This window comes from Corynebacterium sp. HMSC071B10 (assembly GCF_001814825.1).
Classification (GTDB): Bacteria; Actinomycetota; Actinomycetes; order Mycobacteriales; family Mycobacteriaceae; genus Corynebacterium.
In genome coordinates this window covers 105,125-123,806 of sequence record NZ_KV818016.1, presented here as the reverse complement: position 1 = coordinate 123,806, position 18,682 = coordinate 105,125, and the positions used below count along the sequence as shown (strand labels likewise).

The following is an 18,682-nucleotide window of genomic DNA, read 5'->3' as shown; positions in this document are numbered from 1 at the left end:
ACCCACACACCAACACAAATCCCCAGCACACAGCACGTTTTCAAGCATCGCTCAAAGCTCGTTATGTGCCCCCAGAAACGTTGCTATGCAAGCACGCGCTCAATGTGCCCGCCGAGCTCGTTGATCTGCTCGACGAACTTCGGGTAGCCGCGATCGATGTGGTGCACCTCGTGCACGGTCGTCTCCCCGTCGGCAACCAGCCCGGCGAGCACCAGGCCCGCACCCGCGCGGATGTCACTGGACCACACGTCGGTGGAAGACAGGTGGTCAACGCCACGGATGACCACGTGGTGGCCGTCGACGTTGGCGTCGGCACCCAGGCGCAGCATTTCGTCGACAAAGCGGAAGCGCGCCTCGAAGACGTTCTCGGTGATCACAGTGACGCCTTCGGCGACGGCGCTGATCGCGATGGCCATCGGCTGCAGGTCCGTCGGAAAGCCGGGGAACGGCAGGGTCTGGTAGTCCACCGCCTTGGGGCGCTGGTCCATGCGCACGCGGAAGCCGTTGTCGTAGGTCTCCACGTTCGCGCCAGCGAGCTTGAGTTTGGACAGCGCGAGGTGGAGGTGGCGCGGCGCGATGCCGGTGACCGTGATGTCGCCCTGCGTGATTGCCGCGGCGTACGCCCAGGTGCCAGCGACAATGCGGTCGCCGACCACATAGTGTTCGGTGGGGTGCAGTTCGTCGACGCCATCGATGGTGATGGTGGACGTGCCCGCGCCGCTGATGCGCGCGCCCATGGAGTTGAGCATGTCGCACAGGTCCACGATTTCTGGTTCGCGGGCGGCGTTATCCAGGACCGTCTGCCCGTCGGCAAGCACTGCGGCGGTGAGGATGTTCTCGGTGGCACCGACGGAAGGGAAATCCAGGTTGATCTTCGCGCCGGTGAGCTTGTCGGCCTTCGCCACCACGGCACCGTGCTCGATGTGCGTGGTCGCGCCCAGCTTCTCCAGCCCAGACTGGTGCATGTCGAGCGGGCGCGAGCCGATCGCGTCGCCGCCCGGGAGCGCAACGTAGGCCTCCGCGCAGCGCGCGACCAGGGGGCCGAGCACGGCGACGGAGGCGCGGAACTGCCTGACTGCCTCGAAGTCAGCGCGCGGCGAGACCCTCGCCGGGGTGGTAATACGCACGGTCGGCCCGTCGATCTCCACGTCGCAGCCCAGGCCGACAAGCACATCGCGCATCAAGGGCACGTCGAGAATCTCGGGGCAGTTGTGCAGGGTGGTCGTCCCCTCGGTAAGCAGTGCAGCGGCCATGAGTTTGAGCACGCTGTTCTTCGCGCCGTCAACCTTGACCACGCCTTCAAGTCGGTTACCGCCAGTTACAAGGAATCGCTCTTTCACGCGCCCCACTGTACTCAACTCCGCACCCGCGGCGTCAGGCGTCTTAACCCCTTAGGGCAGCGCGCCGATGCGGCGTGCGGCGTTGACCGCCTCGTAGCGGGTGTGCGCGCCCAGCTTGCGCATCACGCTGCGCAGGTAGGACTTCACGGTCTCGGCACCGATGCCCATTTCTTCCGCAGCCTCCACGTTGGTGTGGCCGAGGGCAACGCAGGAGAGCACGTCGAGCTCGCGGGCAGATAGCTTGGTCGTCTGCTTGATGCGTACTGGCGAAACCATCTGGTCACAGAGCTGCTCGAGCTCCTTGCGCAGCGCGTCGTCGTCGACGCGGTTGGCCAGCATGCGCAGCTTCGAGTGCGTCGCGCGGATCTGCTCCCACTCCGCGCCATTCATCACGCGGCCGGTCTTCGGGTTCGCCTTACCGTCGCCTGCGTTGCGCAGCGCCGAGTTCACCGCCAGCTCCTGCTCCAGGGTGCGCGCGGTCATCGCGACCTCTTCAATCACCTTGTCGCCGAGGCGCACCGGCGAGTGCACACCGACATAGAGCACGCCGCGGATCTCGCGCAGCACGATGACCGGCACCGCAACCACGGAGTGCAGCCCCTCGTCCTGAATGTGCTTGTCGTACTCGTGGGAAATCACGTTTGCGCGCGTGTAATCGGACACACCGACCGCGCGGCGAGTGCTCACCACTCGTCCACCCACGCCAGCCCCCTGCTCGAGCACCAGGTCCTGCAGCGCCGGGGTACGCAGCCCGATCCACTGCGTAATCTGCAGCCTGCCGTCGGGCAGCAGGGTCCCGTACATGGCCACGGGGATGCCGGTGGCCGTTTTCAGCGCGGTCAGTGCGGCGCGGATTGCATCATCATCGTCTTTAATCCGCTGTGCATCCATGGTCATTGCTGCGTGCCTTCCACCCATCCGTGTGCCCCCATTGGGGGCATTGGATCGAACTTGACATTGAAACACCAACATCATAACGCGCGATCGGGGGTAGTGAAAGTTCAGCCCCACGCCCCGAGCCTTTGCTTATCGACGCCACGCCACCCCCGCCTAGCCTCCAAACCAAGCAGTTCGTTTTGAATGAACTAGCCGGTCTACTTTTTGTGTGTATAGTGAGCACCACAACGCGAAAGCAAAAACAACTAAGGAGCTGATCTCCCAGTGGCAAAGATTGCTAACAACGTTCTGGAACTCATCGGCGGCACCCCGCTGGTCGAGCTGCAAGGCATTACCAAGGACTCCAAGGCCCGCGTGCTGGCCAAGCTGGAGTTCTACAACCCGGCAAACTCGGTCAAGGACCGCATCGGCAAGGCCATCATCGAGGCCGCTGAGAAGTCCGGCGACCTGAAGCCGGGCGGCACCATCGTCGAGGCAACCTCCGGCAACACCGGTATCGCGCTCGCCCTCGCTGGCGCGGCCAAGGGCTACAAGGTCATCCTCACCATGCCGGAGACCATGTCCACCGAGCGCCGCGTGGTGCTGCGCGCCTTCGGTGCAGAGATCGTGCTGACCCCGGGTGCCGCTGGCATGAAGGGTGCTGTGGAGAAGGCTGACGAGATCGTGGCCAACGACCCGGGTGCTATTCTGGCCCGCCAGTTTGAGAACGAGGCAAACCCGGCCATCCACTACGCCACCACCGGCCCGGAGATCTGGGAGGACACCGATGGTGAGGTAGACATCCTCGTCGCTGGCGTGGGTACCGGCGGCACCATCTCCGGTGCTGGCAAGTACCTCAAGGAGCAGAAGGCCGAGGTAAAGAACATCGCCGTCGAGCCGGCTGCCTCCCCGCTGCTGTCCACCGGCGAGGCTGGCCCGCACAAGATCCAGGGCCTGGGCGCCAACTTCATCCCGGGCACCTTCGACCGCAACCAGGTCGATGAGATCATCACCGTCTCCAACGAGGACGCCGTCGCCACCTCCCGCGAGCTGGCGCGCGAGGACGCAGTCCTGGCTGGCATCTCCGCTGGCGCAAACGTGAAGGCCGCGCTCGAGGTCGCTGCACGCCCGGAGAACGAGGGCAAGACCATCGTGGTCATCATCCCGGACTTCGGTGAGCGCTACGTCTCCACCATCCTCTACGAGGACATCCGCGACTAATCTGTCCCGCGCGTACTACTCGGTACGCGCATGCAATTGAGCACCGCCATCCCGGTGGTGCTCATTTTTTATTCCTGCTCCCCCGTCGCCCTGACCTGCCTACTTTGAGGCCGTCGTAGCGATACACCCTGCACCGTCTCACCGGGCAGATAACGAAAGGTAAACTCTCCCGCATGCTCAGCATCTTTTCGCGCATTAAAGAGGACTTGGACAACGCGAGGGCGCATGACCCCGCAGCTCGCGGCGACGTGGAAAACGCCATCGTGTATTCCGGCCTCCACGCGATTTGGGTTCACCGCATCTGCCACTGGATGTGGCAGCGCGACATCAAGGGTCTTGCACGCATCCTCGCGCAGGCGAACCGGTTCTTCACCGGCATTGAGATCCACCCTGGTGCCACCATCGGCCGCCGCTTCTTTATCGACCACGGCATGGGCATCGTCATCGGAGAAACCGCGGAGATCGGCGATGGCGTCATGCTCTACCACGGAGTCACACTCGGCGGCCAGGTACTCACGCAGACTAAGCGCCACCCCACGATTGGCGACAACGTCACTATCGGCGCAGGCGCAAAAATCTTAGGCCCAGTCACCATCGGATCCAATTCCGCCGTTGGTGCCAACGCAGTGGTCACCAAGGACATCCCGGAAAACTCCATCGCGGTGGGCATTCCCGCCAAGGCGCGAGAGTGCAAGGAGAGCGAGGTTCGCAAGCTCGTGGACCCGGACTGCTACTTCGACAACGGGCACTACGTGATTTAGCCCGTTAGAGTCGCTGGTTTACTCGACCAGGTCCTTGTATTCGGGGTTCTGCACGATGTAGCGCGCCACCGCCGGGCAGGAGGGGATGACGGTGCGGCCGTCCACGCGCGCGTCGTCAAGCGCGAACTTGATCAGCGGTTTCGACAGGCCCTGGCCGCGGAACTTGGGATCGACAACCGTGTGGGGCAGCTCGCGCGCGTCCCCATTGTCGGTGTAAGTGGCGAAACCGGCGAGCTCGCCGCCCACGTGGATCTCGTACTGGCCCTTTTCCTCGTTCTTGGAAAGCTCCGGGTTCGTTCCTGCAGTCTCCGACATGATCGCTCCTTTTGAGAATTCCGTTAGGGTTCATTGGCTCAATTGGTGGCCCAGCCTACCGAATACTCCATGGCGGCCCGTGTACACAACACGAAGCCCCTCCACAGTGTGGAGGGGCTGGGGTGTGGCCAGAGCCAGGATCGAACTGGCGACCCCACACTTTTCAGGCGTGTGCTCTACCAACTGAGCTATCTGGCCGGAACTACACGAGGCAGTTCTGCGACCCTGACGGGACTTGAACCCGCGACCTCCGCCGTGACAGGGCGGCGCGCTAACCAACTGCGCCACAGGGCCTTATTGATTTGTTGTGCTCTCTCGGGCACGGATTGTTACTTTACATGGCACCGGTAATAGCAACAAATCCGCACCTCAGGAGGGTTTTTCAGGCTTCGCAGGAGACCGGGAGCAGCATCTACCCGTAGACTTTCTTCCCCGCCACCCAGGTCTGCCACGTGATCGGCATACCCGGCCGGTAGGCAAGATTGATCGCGTTTTCTGCATCGAGGATGTGCAAGTCGGCTGCGGCACCTGGCACGAGTGTCCCCTTAGCGGGGCGTCCTTGAGGATCCTTGCCGCCACCGACATCATGACGGCGCAGTGCTTTTGCCCCACCTGTGGTCGCAGCTTCGATGGCCTCATCAAGGGTGAGATGCTGCTGCAGCACTGCCGTAGTCACACAGAAGTTCATCGAGGACGTAAACGACGTGCCTGGGTTGAGGTTGGATGCGATGGCGACGGTGGCTCCGGCGTCGATAAGTTTGCGGCCCGGTGCTAGGTCCTCACGGGTGGACAGGTCACAGGCAGGCAGCAAGGTAGCGACGGTGTCTGAACCAGCCAGAAGCTCGATGTCCTCATCAGTCACATAGTTGACGTGGTCAACGCTCGCCGCGCCCATCTCCACTGCAAGCTTCACACCCGGGCCTTCGCCGAGTTGGTTGCCGTGTACGCGCACGCCCAAGCCAAGCTTCTTGCCCGCTTCGAGGACACGGCGCGATTGCTCTTCATCGAATGCGCCTCGCTCGCAGAACACGTCGATCCACTGCACGTGGTCCTTCACAGCATCCAGCATCGGACCGACGACCTCTTCGATGTATTCGTCAGCGTCCGCCCCCGGCGGCACGAGGTGTGCGCCGAGAAACGTCACCTCATCTACGTGCCGGGAAGCAACCCTGGCGGCTTCCGCTTCAGAATCTACATCGAGTCCGTACCCAGTTTTGGTCTCAAAGGTCGTGGTACCCAGGGCCTGGGCGGCGGCGACGCGCTCCGCCACTAATTGGTCCAGGCGCTCCTCGCCGGCAGCGCGGGTCGCCTCCATTGTCACGGCGATGCCGCCGGCGGCGTAAGATTCGCCAGCCATGCGGGCCTCGAACTCCTCGGCGCGGTTGCCGTCGAAGACCATATGGGAGTGGGAATCCCCCCACCCGGGCAGGACCGCGCGCCCGCCGATGTCGATTGTCTCTGTAGCTTCGGCCGCTTCCTTCGGGGCGTCCTGGGCAGGTCCGACCCAGGAAATCACGCCGTTTGAAATAAGTAGGGCAGCATTCTTTATTGTGCCGAGTTCAGAAACTGTCCGCAGCTCAGAAATACCAGTGATGAAGGTGCTCATACGTGCCTTTCTTAGTGGATATGCAGGGTCCAGATTAATAAAATAGGTAAACGCTGACGCCCCCCAAAAAAAGGTGCGTCAGCGTTGAGAGGCGTGATTAGTCGCGCGCCTGGAACTTCATTGGGATACGCACGCCGCGCTCCTTTGCAACCTCATCGGCGCGGGAGTAGCCAGCATCCACGTGGCGGATCACACCCATGCCCGGGTCATTGGTGAGCACGGCCTTGAGCTTCGCCTCGGCGAGCTCGGTGCCGTCTGCGACCGTGACCTGGCCGGTGTGAATGGAGCGACCCATGCCAACGCCACCTCCGTGGTGGATGGACACCCAGGTCGCACCGCCGGACACAGCGGTCATGGCGTTGAGCAGCGGCCAGTCAGCCACGGCATCGGTGCCGTCAAGCATAGACTCGGTCTCGCGGTACGGGGAGGCTACAGAGCCGGAGTCGAGGTGGTCGCGGCCGATGACGATCGGCGCCTTGACCTTGCCTTCCTTGACCAGGTTGTTGAAGATCACGCCGGCCTTGGCACGCTCGCCGTAGCCCAGCCAGCAAATACGTGCCGGCAGGCCCTCGAATTCCACGTACTCCTCGGCAGCATCGAGCCAGCGGTGCAGGTGCTCGTTGTCCGGGAAGGCTTCCTTGATGGCCTGGTCGGTGACCTTGATGTCCTCCGGGTCACCAGAAAGCGCAACCCAGCGGAAGGGGCCAAGGCCCTCGCAGAAGAGCGGGCGGATGTAGGCCGGGACGAAGCCCGGGAACTCAAACGCTCGGGAGTAGCCAGCCTTGCGAGCCTCGTCGCGGATGGAGTTGCCGTAGTCGAACACCTCGGCACCCTCGTCCTGGAACTCGACCATTGCCTGGACCTGCGCGGCCATGGCCTCACGGGCTTTCTTGGTAAAGGTGGTCGGGTCCTCAGCGGCCTCGGTGTGCCAAGTTTCGAAAGGTACCTCGGTTGGCAGGTAAGACAGTGGATCGTGTGCGGAAGTCTGGTCGGTGACGATGTCCACGGTGAATTCGCCTGCACGGTGGCGGCGCAACATCTCCGGGAACACCTCGGAAGCATTGCCGACGAGACCGACGGAGAGCGCGCGCTTCTCATTCTTCGCGTCAGTAACCAGCTTGATCGCTTCCTCAAGGTCGGTGGTGACCTCGTCGAGGTAGCGCTTGCCCTGGCGACGCTTCAGACGACCCTCGTCCACGTCGACGATGAGGCAGGCACCGCCGTTGAGGGTGACGGACAGCGGCTGCGCGCCACCCATGCCGCCACAACCGCCGGTCAGCGTCAGCGTACCGGCGAGGGTGCCGTCGAAACGCTTCTTCGCCACAGCAGCAAAGGTTTCGTAGGTGCCCTGCAGGATGCCCTGGGTCGCGATGTAAATCCAGGAACCGGCCGTCATCTGGCCGTACATCATCAGGCCCTCGTCCTCGAGCTTGCGGAAGTGCTCCCAGTCAGCCCAGTCGCCCACCAGGTTGGAGTTGGCGATGAGCACGCGCGGAGCCCACTCGTTGGTCTTCCACACGCCAACCGGCTTGCCCGACTGAACCAGCAGCGTCTCGTCGGACTCGAGGTCCTTCAGCGTATCGACGATCGCGTCAAAGGCCTCCCAGCTACGTGCCGCACGACCGGTGCCGCCGTAGACGACGAGGTCATCAGGGCGCTCCGCAACCTCGGGGTCAAGGTTGTTCTGCAGCATGCGCAGCGGGGCCTCAGTCTGCCAGGACTTTGCAGTGATCTCGGTACCTCGCGGAGAGCGAACCTCGCGTGCACCTTCGGACCAGTTCTTTGCCATGTGAAAAATCCTTTCTTGTTGCCTCATCGATCGGATGACCCGATAGTAACGGCCATCACAATCGGTTTGAAGTGGGTAATACCGTGGCATGTCTCATATACGAGACTCGGTTCACGGGTAGAGAGTTAGAAAATCAAGTACGCGAGGGGCAGGGTCAGAATGATGGAGAGCACCACTCGCTGGAACCAAATGATCACCATGTGGCTAATCTTCAAAGGAATCTCCGTTGCCAGCACCGCCGGAATCATGGAGGAGAAGAAGAACACTTGGCTGATGGACACCACGCCTACGGTGAAGCGCAAGACATCAGATCCGCTGTCGGCTACCAGCGTCGCGGGGAGGAAAAGCTCCGAGAGCCCGATAGCGAAAGCTTCGGATGCAAGCCACGGATCAGGTAACTGCCCCGCCCATGCAAGCGGGTAGAACAGCACACCGAGGAACCGGAACACTGGGGTATAAAACGCCAGCGCGAGACCGATGATGCCGACGGACATAATGCCCGGGATGACCTGGATGGTCATAAGCACGCCATCTTTGAAGTTGCGCCAGATCGTTTTTGGCAGCGATTCTGCCTGCACCAAGAACGCTTTCGCTTCACGCCATGCTGCCGAGACAAGTTTTCCTTCGACTTTCTCCTCTGGCTGCGGCGTGACACCTGGATAGTACTCGTCGGGGATTGTGCTTAAGGGAGGGATACGCACGATAACGGCAGTTACCAAGAAACACACGATCAGCGTTACTGCGAAGTACACGCCCCAAATGTGCATAAGGTCAAGGGTGCGTGCCACCACCACCATGAAGGTTGCCGATGCCGTAGAGAATCCCGCTGCAATAATGGACGCTTCCCTCGCTGTGTACCCACCGGTCCGGTATACGCGGTTGGTAATCAACAGCCCCAGAGAGTACGACCCCAAGAACGAGGCCACGGCGTCCACCGCCGACTTACCCGGAGTGCGATACACCGGGCGCATGAAGCGCTGCACCATCACACCGATGAACTCCATGAGGCCAAAGCCAACGAGCAGGCCGAGAAATACCGCACCTACCGGGATGAGTAGACCAACGGGAATTACGAGTTTGTTCAGGATAAACGGGCCGAGGCGCTCATCGAAGAGGAAAGCAGGGCCGAACCCAAAAACAAGCATCGCGCACAGCAACACGGCAAACGCAGAGAGGAACGCAAAAACCATCCTTGCGACATCCTCCCGCCACTTACCTGAGGCGAATTGGTAGATCGCCCCTGCTGTGATCATGACGAGGGTGATGTACGGCAGTGCACCGCTAAGCGAGGCTTGCAACCAGGTGACAATGTGGTCAAGCAGGATCGTATTATTCTCTCCGACCGTAAACGGAACAAAGAAGGCGAAGGAACCGATCGCGCTGTAGAGGAAAAACCTCCATTTGTTCTTAGGTTCAGCGTCACCCGTTTCTCGCTCAGGCGGAGGGGACGGAACTGCGATGACTTTCGCACCAACAATGCGGCGTGTGCTCCCACCCCGGCGCTGCTCTTGAGAGTTTTCCATGATGTCGCTCCTTTATGGGACCTGTCCAGTGCGCGGTTCTTCGCTCAGCCAACCCTCAATGCAGTCGTTGTGCTGTCCCAGTGTCGGTGCCGGATTCGGCGCTCCCATCCCGTCCAGCTTGAGCGGCGTGGCAAGGGTGCGAAACCCGTCTGCTTCCTCTGCAATCACACCGCGCTCCTGGGCAAAGGGGCTGCGCAACGCCTCATCCAGTTCGTAGACACGCGCGGTAGGCACTCCGTATTCCTCGAACAGAGTGATGGTTTCTGATCGAGTTTTTGTGCTTAGGGCTTCTTCAATCAGCTCGCGCAGCGCAACCCTGTTTTCGGAACGAGCAACTGGCTCGGCGAACCGGTGGTCAGTTGCGAGTTCCGGCATTCCCAATGCCTTAGCGAGACGCTCGAACAGTCGATTCGTGGTGATTGCAATAACCACGTCGCCGTCTTTGGTCGCGTAGGTCGAGAAGGGAGCGGAAAGGCCGTGGTCGTTTCCAATACGGGTGGGCGGCGTCTCGTCGTAAAGCGCGCGCATGCCCACAGATTCCATGACGGAGATCAGCGAGTCGTACATCGCAAGGTCCAGGTGCTGCCCCTTCCCAGAGGATTCTCGCTGATAGAGCGCAGAAACTGTACCGAGCGCTGCGTAGAGGCCGGGGATGAGATCACCGAGCGAAACTCCTACTCGCGTGGGCTTACTGTTCGGCCAGCCAGTGATTGACATCAGCCCACTCATCGCCTGCGCGACCAGGTCGTACGCTGGTTCTTTTGACAGCGATCCCGTTTGCCCAAAGCCGGAGATACTGGTGACCACCAGGCGAGGATTAACCTTTAACAGCTCCGCTGGCGCAAGGCCGAGCTTTTCCAATACACCGGGACGAAAGTTCTCCACGACGACATCAGCACGTCGTACGAGATCCCGTAGTACTTCTTTGTCGTCTTCATTCTTGAAGTCCAACGTAATGCCCAATTTTGAGCGATTAAACAAGCGGTAGTACGCCGACTTCCCCTCAACAAACGGACCGAACTGACGGGAATCGTCACCCCACGGGGACTCGACTTTGATTACTTCCGCGCCAAGATCAGCCAAGATCATCGAGCAGAAGGGCCCAGCAAGTACCCGAGAAAGGTCGAGGACACGGATACCGGAAAGTGGTGCATTCATGTTTTCCTCCCCCTAAACAAACGCGGATTCACCGGTGATCGAGCGGCCAACGATGAGCTGATTGATGTCGTAGGTCCCCTCGTAGGAGTAGATAGCCTCGGCATCGTTGAAGATCTTCGCCATGCGATAGTCGGAGATGAGGCCATTGCCGCCCATAATTTCGCGGCCAAGCGCCACACTCTCGCGCATCAGCTTTGACGTGAACGCCTTCGCCAGTGCGGACTGTTCGTTGTTTGCCGACCCGCGCTCTTCCATACGGGCCAACTGGGCCATCATGGACTCGCTTGCGACCAAGTTGCCCTGCATCGTTGCCAGCTTGTCTTGGTTGAGCTGGAACGAAGAGATTTTCCTACCAAACTGAATGCGCTCGTCCGCATAGCCAAGCGCGACATCGAGGGCACCCATTTGTGTACCGACGGCCTGCCAGCCCACCGTAGAGCGTGCGCTCTTAAACACTTTGTTGATGTCCTTGAAGGAGTTTGCTCCCTCCAACTTGTCACTGTCTGGCACGAACACGTTGTCAAGAGTGATGTCAGCGTTCTGCACTGCGCGAATAGCAATGCGGTTTTCCATCAATGTCGCTTTGTAGCCTTCAGCCGTGGTATCCACGATGAAGCCTTTGACCTGCTCATCCTCAGGGTCGCGGGCATATACCGCGACGTAGTCAGAAAAGGTAGCGTTGCCAATCCACCGTTTCGCGCCGTTCAGGATCCACCCGCCATCAACCTTTGTGGCAGTGGTTCGCATGCCTTGAGCGACATCGGAGCCTGCCTCCGGCTCGGTGATTGCCAGCACACCCGTCTTTCGCACGGCATACAAGTCGTCGAGCCAGCGTTCTTTCTGCTCCTCGGAGCCTAAGAGCTCAATACTCCCCGTGAACAGTCCATCTTGCCCCGAGAAAAATGTGCCGACCGAACCGTCGGCGCGGTGAATCTCCGCTGCTACCAGACCAGCGAGCAGCCGGGAGCGACCTTGTCCACGCACCAGGCTGATGATGTTGAGCTCCCCAATCGACGGGAGCAACTCATGCGGAAATTCTGAGCGGTTCCAGTAGTCCACTGCAATCGGGAGCACTTTCTCCTGCGTCCACCCGCGGACGCGGTAGAGAATCTCCCTCTCTTCTGCAGGGAGTTCGCTTTCGAAGTCGTAAAAGTCACCATTCGGGTAACGGCCAGCCATTGTGAGCCTCCAATCACATTCCTTGCTGAAATATGGTGTAGATAACAGCCTAAGAAGTATTGCGTGACTCACAATGGCGGAAATCAGCTGCATGTCTGGGATACGAGACAGAGCTTCCCCTTGCTGATATGGCCAACCCACATCAGCGGCTTCGCTCGAAGTGCTGTGCCCGCTACCGCAATTCACCCACTGCGGCCTCCACCGCAGCTACAAAGTCTCCCCCTTTGACGAGCCCTACAGAGCTGGCAATCTCCGGCGCGAGGAAGCGATCGGACGCGGGGCCCTCCACACGCTGGCGGAGCACTCCAAGCGCAGCAGCCGTTCCATTCGCCGGCTCGCCGTCACGCATGTCGATGGCGCGGGCAGCAGTGAGCATCTCGATCGCCAGCACCCGTTGCAGCCCATCCACACTGCGACGTAGTTTTCGACCAGCCGCCCACCCCATTGACACATGATCTTCCTGCATCGCGGACGATGGGATTGAATCAGCAGACGCGGGTGCCGCGTTGCGCTTCAGCTCGCTGACGATCCCAGCCTGCGTGTACTGGGCAATCATATGCCCAGAATCCACCCCCGGATCGCTCGCCAAAAACGCATTCAGTCCCCGATTACGTGCGGGATCAAGAAAACGGTCGGAGCGGCGCTCGCTTATCGACGCCAAATCAGCGACCACAATGGCCAAAAAATCAAGCGCATAGGCCACCGGCGCTCCATGAAAATTTCCATTGGACGTCACCCGGCCATCCATCGCCACCACTGGATTATCAATCGCAGAAGCAAGTTCACGATTGGCCACCGTGGTGACATGTGCGAGCGTATCGCGAAGACCGCCTGCCACCTGCGGGCTACAGCGCACCGAGTACGCATCCTGCACGCGCGTGGATTTAAACTCCTCATGCGCGTTTTCGAGAATCTGCGAGCCTGCGGCGATGGTGCGGACGTTGTAGGCAGCGTCGGCCTGACCTGGGTGAGGACGTAACTGCTGGAGATCCTCGTCGAACACGGCAAGTGTGCCCGCAAGCCCTTCCACTGCCATAGCAGTGGCGATGTCAGATACTTTGGCAGCCTCGCGCAGATCGGTGATTGCCAGGCAGAGCATGCCGAGCATGCCGTCTGTCCCGTTAATGAGCGCCAAGCCTTCCTTCTCCCGCAGGCTTAGCGGCTCGATCCCGGCGGCGGTGAGTGCTTGCGCTGCCTCCATAACTTCACCACCGCGAACCCGCACTTCACCTTCCCCCAGTAGAGCAAGCGCACAGTGGGCCAGGGGTGCCAAGTCACCGGAGCAACCGAGCGAGCCATACTCACGCACGATCGGCGTGATGCCTGCATTGAGTGCAGCCGCATACGTTGATGCAACGACCGGTCGCACCCCTGTCCGCCCTGTACACAGGGTAGATAGGCGCAACATCATCATCGCACGGACGACTTCTTCTTCAACTTCGGGGCCAGAGCCAGCGGCGTGAGAGCGAACAAGAGAGACTTGTAATTGGGCGCGTCGGTGTTCGGGAATATGACGAGTCGCCAGGGCACCAAAGCCTGTGGACACGCCATACACCGGGGTGGGGTCAGCGGCGAGTTCCTCGATACGGGCTCGGGTTTTGCCCATCTCTTCCACCGCGGCCGCGTCTATAACGACTTCCGCACCGGAGCGCGCCACGGCGACAACCTCATCGATGGAAAGTGGGCCGATTCCAACTGTAACTTTCTGCACTTGTGCCATGGGCGCGATACTAGATCAGAAATGTGTCCTATGTCATAAATCTCCAAAGAACTGCGCCTGTAGGCGCGTAGCCGCATGTTGCAGTTCCAGCGCAAGCTGTTCTGTATTCGCAGTACCGGCGGGAAATGTCACCGCAAGTGCTGCAGCAGGCCGACCTAGATGGTCAAGAACAGCCACCGCAACAGACTCCTGCCCGCGGGATACTTCCTCGCACTCGGTAGCCCACCCTTGCCGTCGATAAGCAGCGAGTGTCTCTTTGTATTCCCGAAAACGGAGTCGCTCGCCCGAGGAATTGAAGACAGCCCTCAGCTCCGTCTCTGGCAAATACGCAAGCATGATGCGGCCCGAGGCAGTAGTTAGCGACGACAGCCGTACTCCCACCTCTGTCACCAGGGATACGGCACCCGGCGCGCGCACCTCGTGTAAATAGACGATTTCCGAGCCAGCAAGGCGCGAGAGATGCGACGAGCCACCAGCGATCCCGGCGATCTGTGCAAGCGGCTTCGTCGCCAGTCTCACCAAGGGTTGCTGCGTCGTGTAAGCCTGCGCCATACGATAAGACGCCAACCCTAGCCCGTACGTACCAGCTGACTCCAGGTGCACGACAAACCCAGAATCCTCCAGCTCCCGTAACAAGTGATAGGTAGTCGAGCGCGGCAGATCAAGCTCCCGCTGGATTCGTGATGCGGAGATTGGAATGTCGGTGGCAGACAGCAACGCGAGAATGCGCAGGACGTTATGGGCAGCTGGGACTTGTCGTTTCTTCATCACGCCCAGTATGCATCGACGCTAGGCTTGAGACGCATGAACACCGTAACCGCGCCACTTTTCTCCCCTGCCCCCGCATGGACCGGACGCAACGATGGTCCTGGCCCCGAGCACGCGCGATGGCATAGCGTCATCGACACTTCTGCACAGCCCGCGGCCGGTGCAGTCCACCTCATCGGCTTCGCCTCTGATGAGGGTGTTGAGCGAAATGGGGGCCGCCAAGGCGCAGCTGAAGGTCCAATGGCTCTGCGAAGTGCGCTCGGATCCCTCGCGGTCCACCAGGAGTGCCAGCTCATCGACGTCGGCACCGTCACCACTCAGGAAAACGACCTAGAGACTGCCCAACGCGAGCTTTCGGATCACGTACGCGAACTAGTCAACGCGCAGGGTGAAACTGGCATGACAGTGGTACTCGGTGGCGGACACGAAACATCGTTCGCGACCCACCGCGGTGCTTTCGAGGCGATCGGACCGATGCAGGTACTCAATTTCGACGCGCACTTTGATCTCCGCGCCGCGGATCAACCGACCTCCGGCACTCCATTTCGGCAGATCGCAGACCTTGTGGGCAAGGAATTTGACTACTCAGTCTTCGGTATCTCCCGCCCCAACAACACAGCAACCCTCTTTGATACCGCTGAACAGCTCGGGGTCAACACCGTGTTAGACACCGAGCTAGCGGAGTTGAGCGTACGTGAAGCTACCGAACGCGCGCTCACCGCTGTGCGCGGCGATCGCCCGATTCACTTGTCCATCGACTTGGATGTCTTGCCAGCTGCAGTCGCTCCGGGAGTGTCCGCCCCCGCATCCTTTGGGGTGGAGTTCGCCTTACTCCGCGCTATGGTCTCCGCTGTCGCTGCCACCGGGCGGGTGGCCCTCCTGGACGTAGTCGAACTCAACCCTGCATTTGATGTGGATAACCGCACCGCTAAAGCCGCGGCGCGGCTCATTAACGATGCGGTCATGGCTGCCAAAACATCCGCATAGGCAGCAAAAGCGCTTCATCCGGTGCCTAGAAGAGCAGGTGTGCCACAGGCACCGTGATGAGCACCGTGAGTACGACGCGGATGAACCAGATGATGACCATCTTGACAATGTCGAGAGGGATGTCCGTCGCGAGGACAGCAGGCACCATCGCCGAGAAGAAGAAAATCTGACTCACGCACACCACGGCAATGGTGAACTTCAACACCATGTCGTCGGTTCCCGCCACCAGTGTTGCTGGCAGGAACATTTCCGCGAGACCGGTTGCCAGCGCACCGGAAGTTGCCCAAGGGTCCGGCAGGCCGAGCAGCCACACGACCGGGTAGAACACCACGCCGAGTGCTTTGAACACCGGAGTGTAGGTGGCGAGCAAAAGCCCGATTACTCCCACCGACATGATGCCTGGCGTGACCTGCACTGCCATAGTCAGCCCGTCACGGAAGTTCGACCACAGCACCTTGCCTAAAGAATCCGCGCGCTCGAGCTCCAGCTTCGCTTCGCGCCACGCGGCCTTCAAACGATTACCTGTGATCTTCTTTTCTGGGTGAGGCGTAGCACCTGGATAGTACTCCTCGGGGATCCGGCTCAACGGGGGAATCCGCACCACGATCGCCGTGACGACAAAAGTAATGATGAAGGTGACCAGGAAGTAAATGTTCCAGTGCTCCATCATGTCCAGCGTCTTGGCCACAATCACCATAAACGTGGCAGAGACGGTGGAGAATCCGGCCACGACAATCGCAGCCTCCCGACCGTTGTAGCTGCCGTTTTTATACATGCGGTCCGTAATAAGCAGACCGAGCGAATAGGAGCCAAGGAAAGACGCCACAGCGTCGACCGCGGATTTTCCAGGAGTGCGGAATACCGGACGCATGATCGGCTGGACCATCAGACCGATAAACTCCATGAGTCCAAAGCCCACCAGCAATCCGAGAAAGACCGCGCCGACCGGGATAAGCATCCCAACAGAGATGACAAGTTTATCTAGGACAAACGGTCCGATTTCCGGGTTGAGCAGCCATTCCGGACCAACGCCAAATGTGACCATCGCGCACAACACGATTGCCAACACTGAAAGGAAGGCAAAGGCCATGCGTGCATAGTCTTCTTTCCATCGTCCAGTAATGAACTGGTACACGGTACCCGCCACGATGGCGAGCAATGCCAAATATCGAGTGCCCTGACCGAGCATGTCCGTAATCCACGTGACGATATGGTCGAGCAAGATCGTTGAGCTTGAGCCATTGATGGAAAACGGCACAAAGAAAGCAAAAAGGCCGATGGCACTATAGACGAAAAAACGCCACACGGCCTTCGGCTCTGGATCTGTTTCCGACGTTGCGCTCGCGTCGTCTCCTTGAATAGGTCCGTCGTCCAGCACATGCGAACCCGCCGGCAAATTCTTCACCGGCCACGCTGGCGAATATCTGCGTCGCGAGTGCGGCCGCTCAGAGGCCTTATCCATGAAAATCCTTTCAGCTTCCTCGAAGAATGTTGTGCCCCAAAGCCACAATTCCCCTTAGGCCACTTTCCCGACCCGATCGTGGCTAGTAGTCATTATTTCATAAAAGTGACTGACAGCACAGCGAAAACTCAAAGATTCTCATCTCTCACAAAGCTATCCCCTAATCATCGAACCGAGCGGGATCTCCGTGCCGACAGAAACGCAAAGTGGCCCCACACGCTGTGTGCGGGGCCACCGGCTCTGTGCCCAATTCCCGGGCGCGCCCTGTAGCGATATTGGGCAGTCATATCGACTGCCCCCTTCTACGCTTACTGCCAGCCGTCACTCGACTTCCGCCGCAGCACTAGCGCCACCACGGCCGCGATGAGCAGCAGCACCACTGCCCCGCCGAGCAGCATCGGCACCAATCCGAAACCGCCAGATTCGTCGTCCTGGCCCTGTGCCTCGGTGTCGACCTCCTCGGCAGCTGAGCTCTCCGCGGTGCTTTCGGTTTCGCTCTCGGACGCCGCGTCAAACTTGATCGGCTCGTCTGCTGGCTCCGGCCCCGGCTCGCTGGTGGGTACCCAGTCCGGCCCGCCTTCGGCTGGCTCGCCATCGAGGGCGACCGCAAACTCATAAGGTTGCTCCACTCCGGTGGGTGCCGTCTTGCCGTAGACCCAGTCCTGGCTGAACCAGATGTAATAGTCGCCCTGGTAGGGCGCGTCAATCCCAGGCCAGACGCGCGCCGCAGGGGCAATCGGCCCCTCTTCGTTTTCTTCGTCGTAGAGCCCCAGCGAAGACTGGGCACGATCGTGGCGCAGCGGATCCATCACGCCGAACTGGATATTGCCAGCAGCACCCGTAAGCGACTTTCCTGACTTCGCAGTCACAACGGGGCGCTGCCCGTTGGAGACGGTGATCTTGTAATAGCGGTACTCACCAGGCACGATCACGCCAGAGTAGGAGCCCTCCGTGATCTCTGCGGCGTCGTTAAAGCTCGTGCCGCCGTTGAGGGGCTCCGGGTTTTCCACCTTCAGCTCGCCCGAGTACTCGCTGGGCTCGGCGAGCGGGTTTGCTTCCCACTCCTCTTCCTGCGCCTCATCCGCGACCGGCTCGTAGAACACCTGTACCTCGACGTCTACACCCTCCGGCGCTGCATCGTCCACGCCGGAAAGCTGCGTGGCGACAAGGATGTCACTCATATCGCAATCGAGGCTTGTTCCGTGGTTTCGTTTCATTGCGAAGCCGCCAGGGTACGTCCTTCCGTGCATCTGCCTCGCAGTGACGGGCGCAGAGTGGACCCCACAGTTTTCCTCGCCCTCGTTCGTTATGTCTTTGAATTCGACCTTCGCGTTGGACCAGTCCCAGTCGCCATCGGTCTGCCACATCGGCGTCACCACGACGTGACCATGGTGACGCGGCGGGATCGAGAGACGGATGTACTGATTCTGCTCAGAGTTAGCGTCGGCAGGGATCTTCGTCCGGTACTGGCCTTCACCCAGCCATTTCGCATCTTCCGGGCTGTCCGCAAACTCGAAGGGCGTGCCGTCGGCTTTGTAGGTGTCCACCCCGCGCTGGGCGAGGAACTTCAGCGATTCGGCCAGGCTGCCGGCGTCAGCGGCCTCAAGGAACTGCCCGCCACCAGCCTCGGCAATGCACTCCAACTCCGCGCGCGCTTCCTCATCCGCCTTGAACCCCACGGTGTGGATCGCCAGATCCACGCCCTGACCTGCCAACTCCTTTGCCACGTCGCAGACCTCCGGCGGCGCACAGGAGTCAATCCCGTCGGAGACCAGGATGATGGAACGCTCGCCTTCATCCCCGAGCTCCTCCGCCGCCTTGCGCAGCGCGTTACCCATCGGCGTGTAACCCTTGGGCGTGAGCCCGTCGATAGCCGCGCCAAATTCCTGCCTGTCCAGCGAGCCCACCGGCACGAGTGTCTGAATGTCCCGGCAGCCCTTTTCGCGGTTGTCCGGCGCGTTCGACTCCTGCGCACCG

The 18,682-nt window shown here is 60.5% G+C and carries 15 protein-coding genes and 2 tRNA genes; 3 read left to right on the top strand and 14 right to left on the bottom strand.

Translation table 11 applies throughout. From position 1 onward, the window contains the following. Positions 1 to 83: 83 nt before the first annotated feature. Together murA and ramA are read right to left on the bottom strand one after the other, a co-directional pair. Entirely contained in the window at positions 84 to 1,340 is a 1,257-nt protein-coding gene (gene murA, locus HMPREF2990_RS09460) for a UDP-N-acetylglucosamine 1-carboxyvinyltransferase (protein ID WP_070764384.1), read from the bottom strand. Positions 1,341 to 1,391: 51 nt separating this feature from the next. Beyond that, a complete protein-coding gene (gene ramA, locus HMPREF2990_RS09455) occupies positions 1,392 to 2,231 on the bottom strand; it encodes an acetate metabolism transcriptional regulator RamA (RefSeq protein ID WP_038594659.1) in 840 nt (279 codons plus the stop codon). Between the two features lie 270 nt (positions 2,232 to 2,501). Here ramA and cysK point away from each other — a divergent pair, with 270 nt between their 5' ends. Beyond that, on the top strand, positions 2,502 to 3,437 hold the full coding sequence (cysK, locus tag HMPREF2990_RS09450; RefSeq protein ID WP_070764356.1) for a cysteine synthase A: 936 nt from the start codon (positions 2,502 to 2,504) through the stop codon (positions 3,435 to 3,437). Between the two features lie 173 nt (positions 3,438 to 3,610). Continuing rightward, positions 3,611 to 4,198, top strand: a complete 588-nt coding sequence (gene epsC / locus HMPREF2990_RS09445) for a serine O-acetyltransferase EpsC (RefSeq protein WP_070764354.1) — start codon at positions 3,611 to 3,613, stop codon at positions 4,196 to 4,198. Between the two features lie 18 nt (positions 4,199 to 4,216). Here the strand turns inward: epsC and HMPREF2990_RS09440 are convergent, their stop codons facing one another. The 10 genes from HMPREF2990_RS09440 to HMPREF2990_RS09395 all read right to left on the bottom strand — a co-directional run bounded on the left by HMPREF2990_RS09440 (position 4,217) and on the right by HMPREF2990_RS09395 (position 14,256). Then, positions 4,217 to 4,513, bottom strand: a complete 297-nt coding sequence (locus HMPREF2990_RS09440; protein ID WP_070764352.1) for a GNAT family N-acetyltransferase — start codon at positions 4,511 to 4,513, stop codon at positions 4,217 to 4,219. A gap of 125 nt (positions 4,514 to 4,638) precedes the next feature. Beyond that, positions 4,639 to 4,711: transfer RNA gene (locus HMPREF2990_RS09435), tRNA-Phe, on the bottom strand. A 22-nt stretch (positions 4,712 to 4,733) separates the two neighbouring features. Then, a tRNA-Asp gene (locus tag HMPREF2990_RS09430) sits at positions 4,734 to 4,807 on the bottom strand. A 118-nt stretch (positions 4,808 to 4,925) separates the two neighbouring features. After that, positions 4,926 to 6,119 (bottom strand): imidazolonepropionase, encoded by a 1,194-nt coding sequence (hutI, locus tag HMPREF2990_RS09425; protein WP_070764350.1) that lies wholly within the window; start codon positions 6,117 to 6,119, stop codon positions 4,926 to 4,928. A gap of 97 nt (positions 6,120 to 6,216) precedes the next feature. After that, positions 6,217 to 7,908, bottom strand: coding sequence for a urocanate hydratase (hutU, locus tag HMPREF2990_RS09420; RefSeq protein WP_083317117.1), 1,692 nt, complete (start codon positions 7,906 to 7,908; stop codon positions 6,217 to 6,219). A gap of 125 nt (positions 7,909 to 8,033) precedes the next feature. Then, entirely contained in the window at positions 8,034 to 9,431 is a 1,398-nt protein-coding gene (locus tag HMPREF2990_RS09415; RefSeq protein ID WP_141757870.1) for a YjiH family protein, read from the bottom strand. A 12-nt stretch (positions 9,432 to 9,443) separates the two neighbouring features. After that, positions 9,444 to 10,589, bottom strand: a complete 1,146-nt coding sequence (locus HMPREF2990_RS09410; RefSeq protein WP_070764348.1) for a CaiB/BaiF CoA transferase family protein — start codon at positions 10,587 to 10,589, stop codon at positions 9,444 to 9,446. Between the two features lie 12 nt (positions 10,590 to 10,601). Further along, positions 10,602 to 11,768, bottom strand: a complete 1,167-nt coding sequence (locus HMPREF2990_RS09405) for an acyl-CoA dehydrogenase family protein (RefSeq protein ID WP_070764346.1) — start codon at positions 11,766 to 11,768, stop codon at positions 10,602 to 10,604. A gap of 172 nt (positions 11,769 to 11,940) precedes the next feature. Next, positions 11,941 to 13,488: a histidine ammonia-lyase gene (gene hutH / locus HMPREF2990_RS09400; RefSeq protein WP_070764344.1), complete on the bottom strand. Its 1,548-nt coding sequence runs from the start codon at positions 13,486 to 13,488 to the stop codon at positions 11,941 to 11,943. 33 nt (positions 13,489 to 13,521) lie between these two features. Next, complete coding sequence (locus HMPREF2990_RS09395; protein ID WP_070764342.1) at positions 13,522 to 14,256, bottom strand: IclR family transcriptional regulator; 735 nt, start codon at positions 14,254 to 14,256, stop codon at positions 13,522 to 13,524. Positions 14,257 to 14,292: 36 nt separating this feature from the next. Between HMPREF2990_RS09395 and hutG the strand changes: the two genes are divergently transcribed. Next, complete coding sequence (gene hutG / locus HMPREF2990_RS09390) at positions 14,293 to 15,243, top strand: formimidoylglutamase (protein ID WP_070764340.1); 951 nt, start codon at positions 14,293 to 14,295, stop codon at positions 15,241 to 15,243. Between the two features lie 25 nt (positions 15,244 to 15,268). Here the strand turns inward: hutG and HMPREF2990_RS09385 are convergent, their stop codons facing one another. Further along, positions 15,269 to 16,705, bottom strand: coding sequence for a YjiH family protein (locus HMPREF2990_RS09385; protein ID WP_083317116.1), 1,437 nt, complete (start codon positions 16,703 to 16,705; stop codon positions 15,269 to 15,271). A gap of 308 nt (positions 16,706 to 17,013) precedes the next feature. Next, positions 17,014 to 18,682: vWA domain-containing protein (locus HMPREF2990_RS09380; protein WP_070764338.1), on the bottom strand; the 1,669-nt coding region annotated here is incomplete at its 5' end.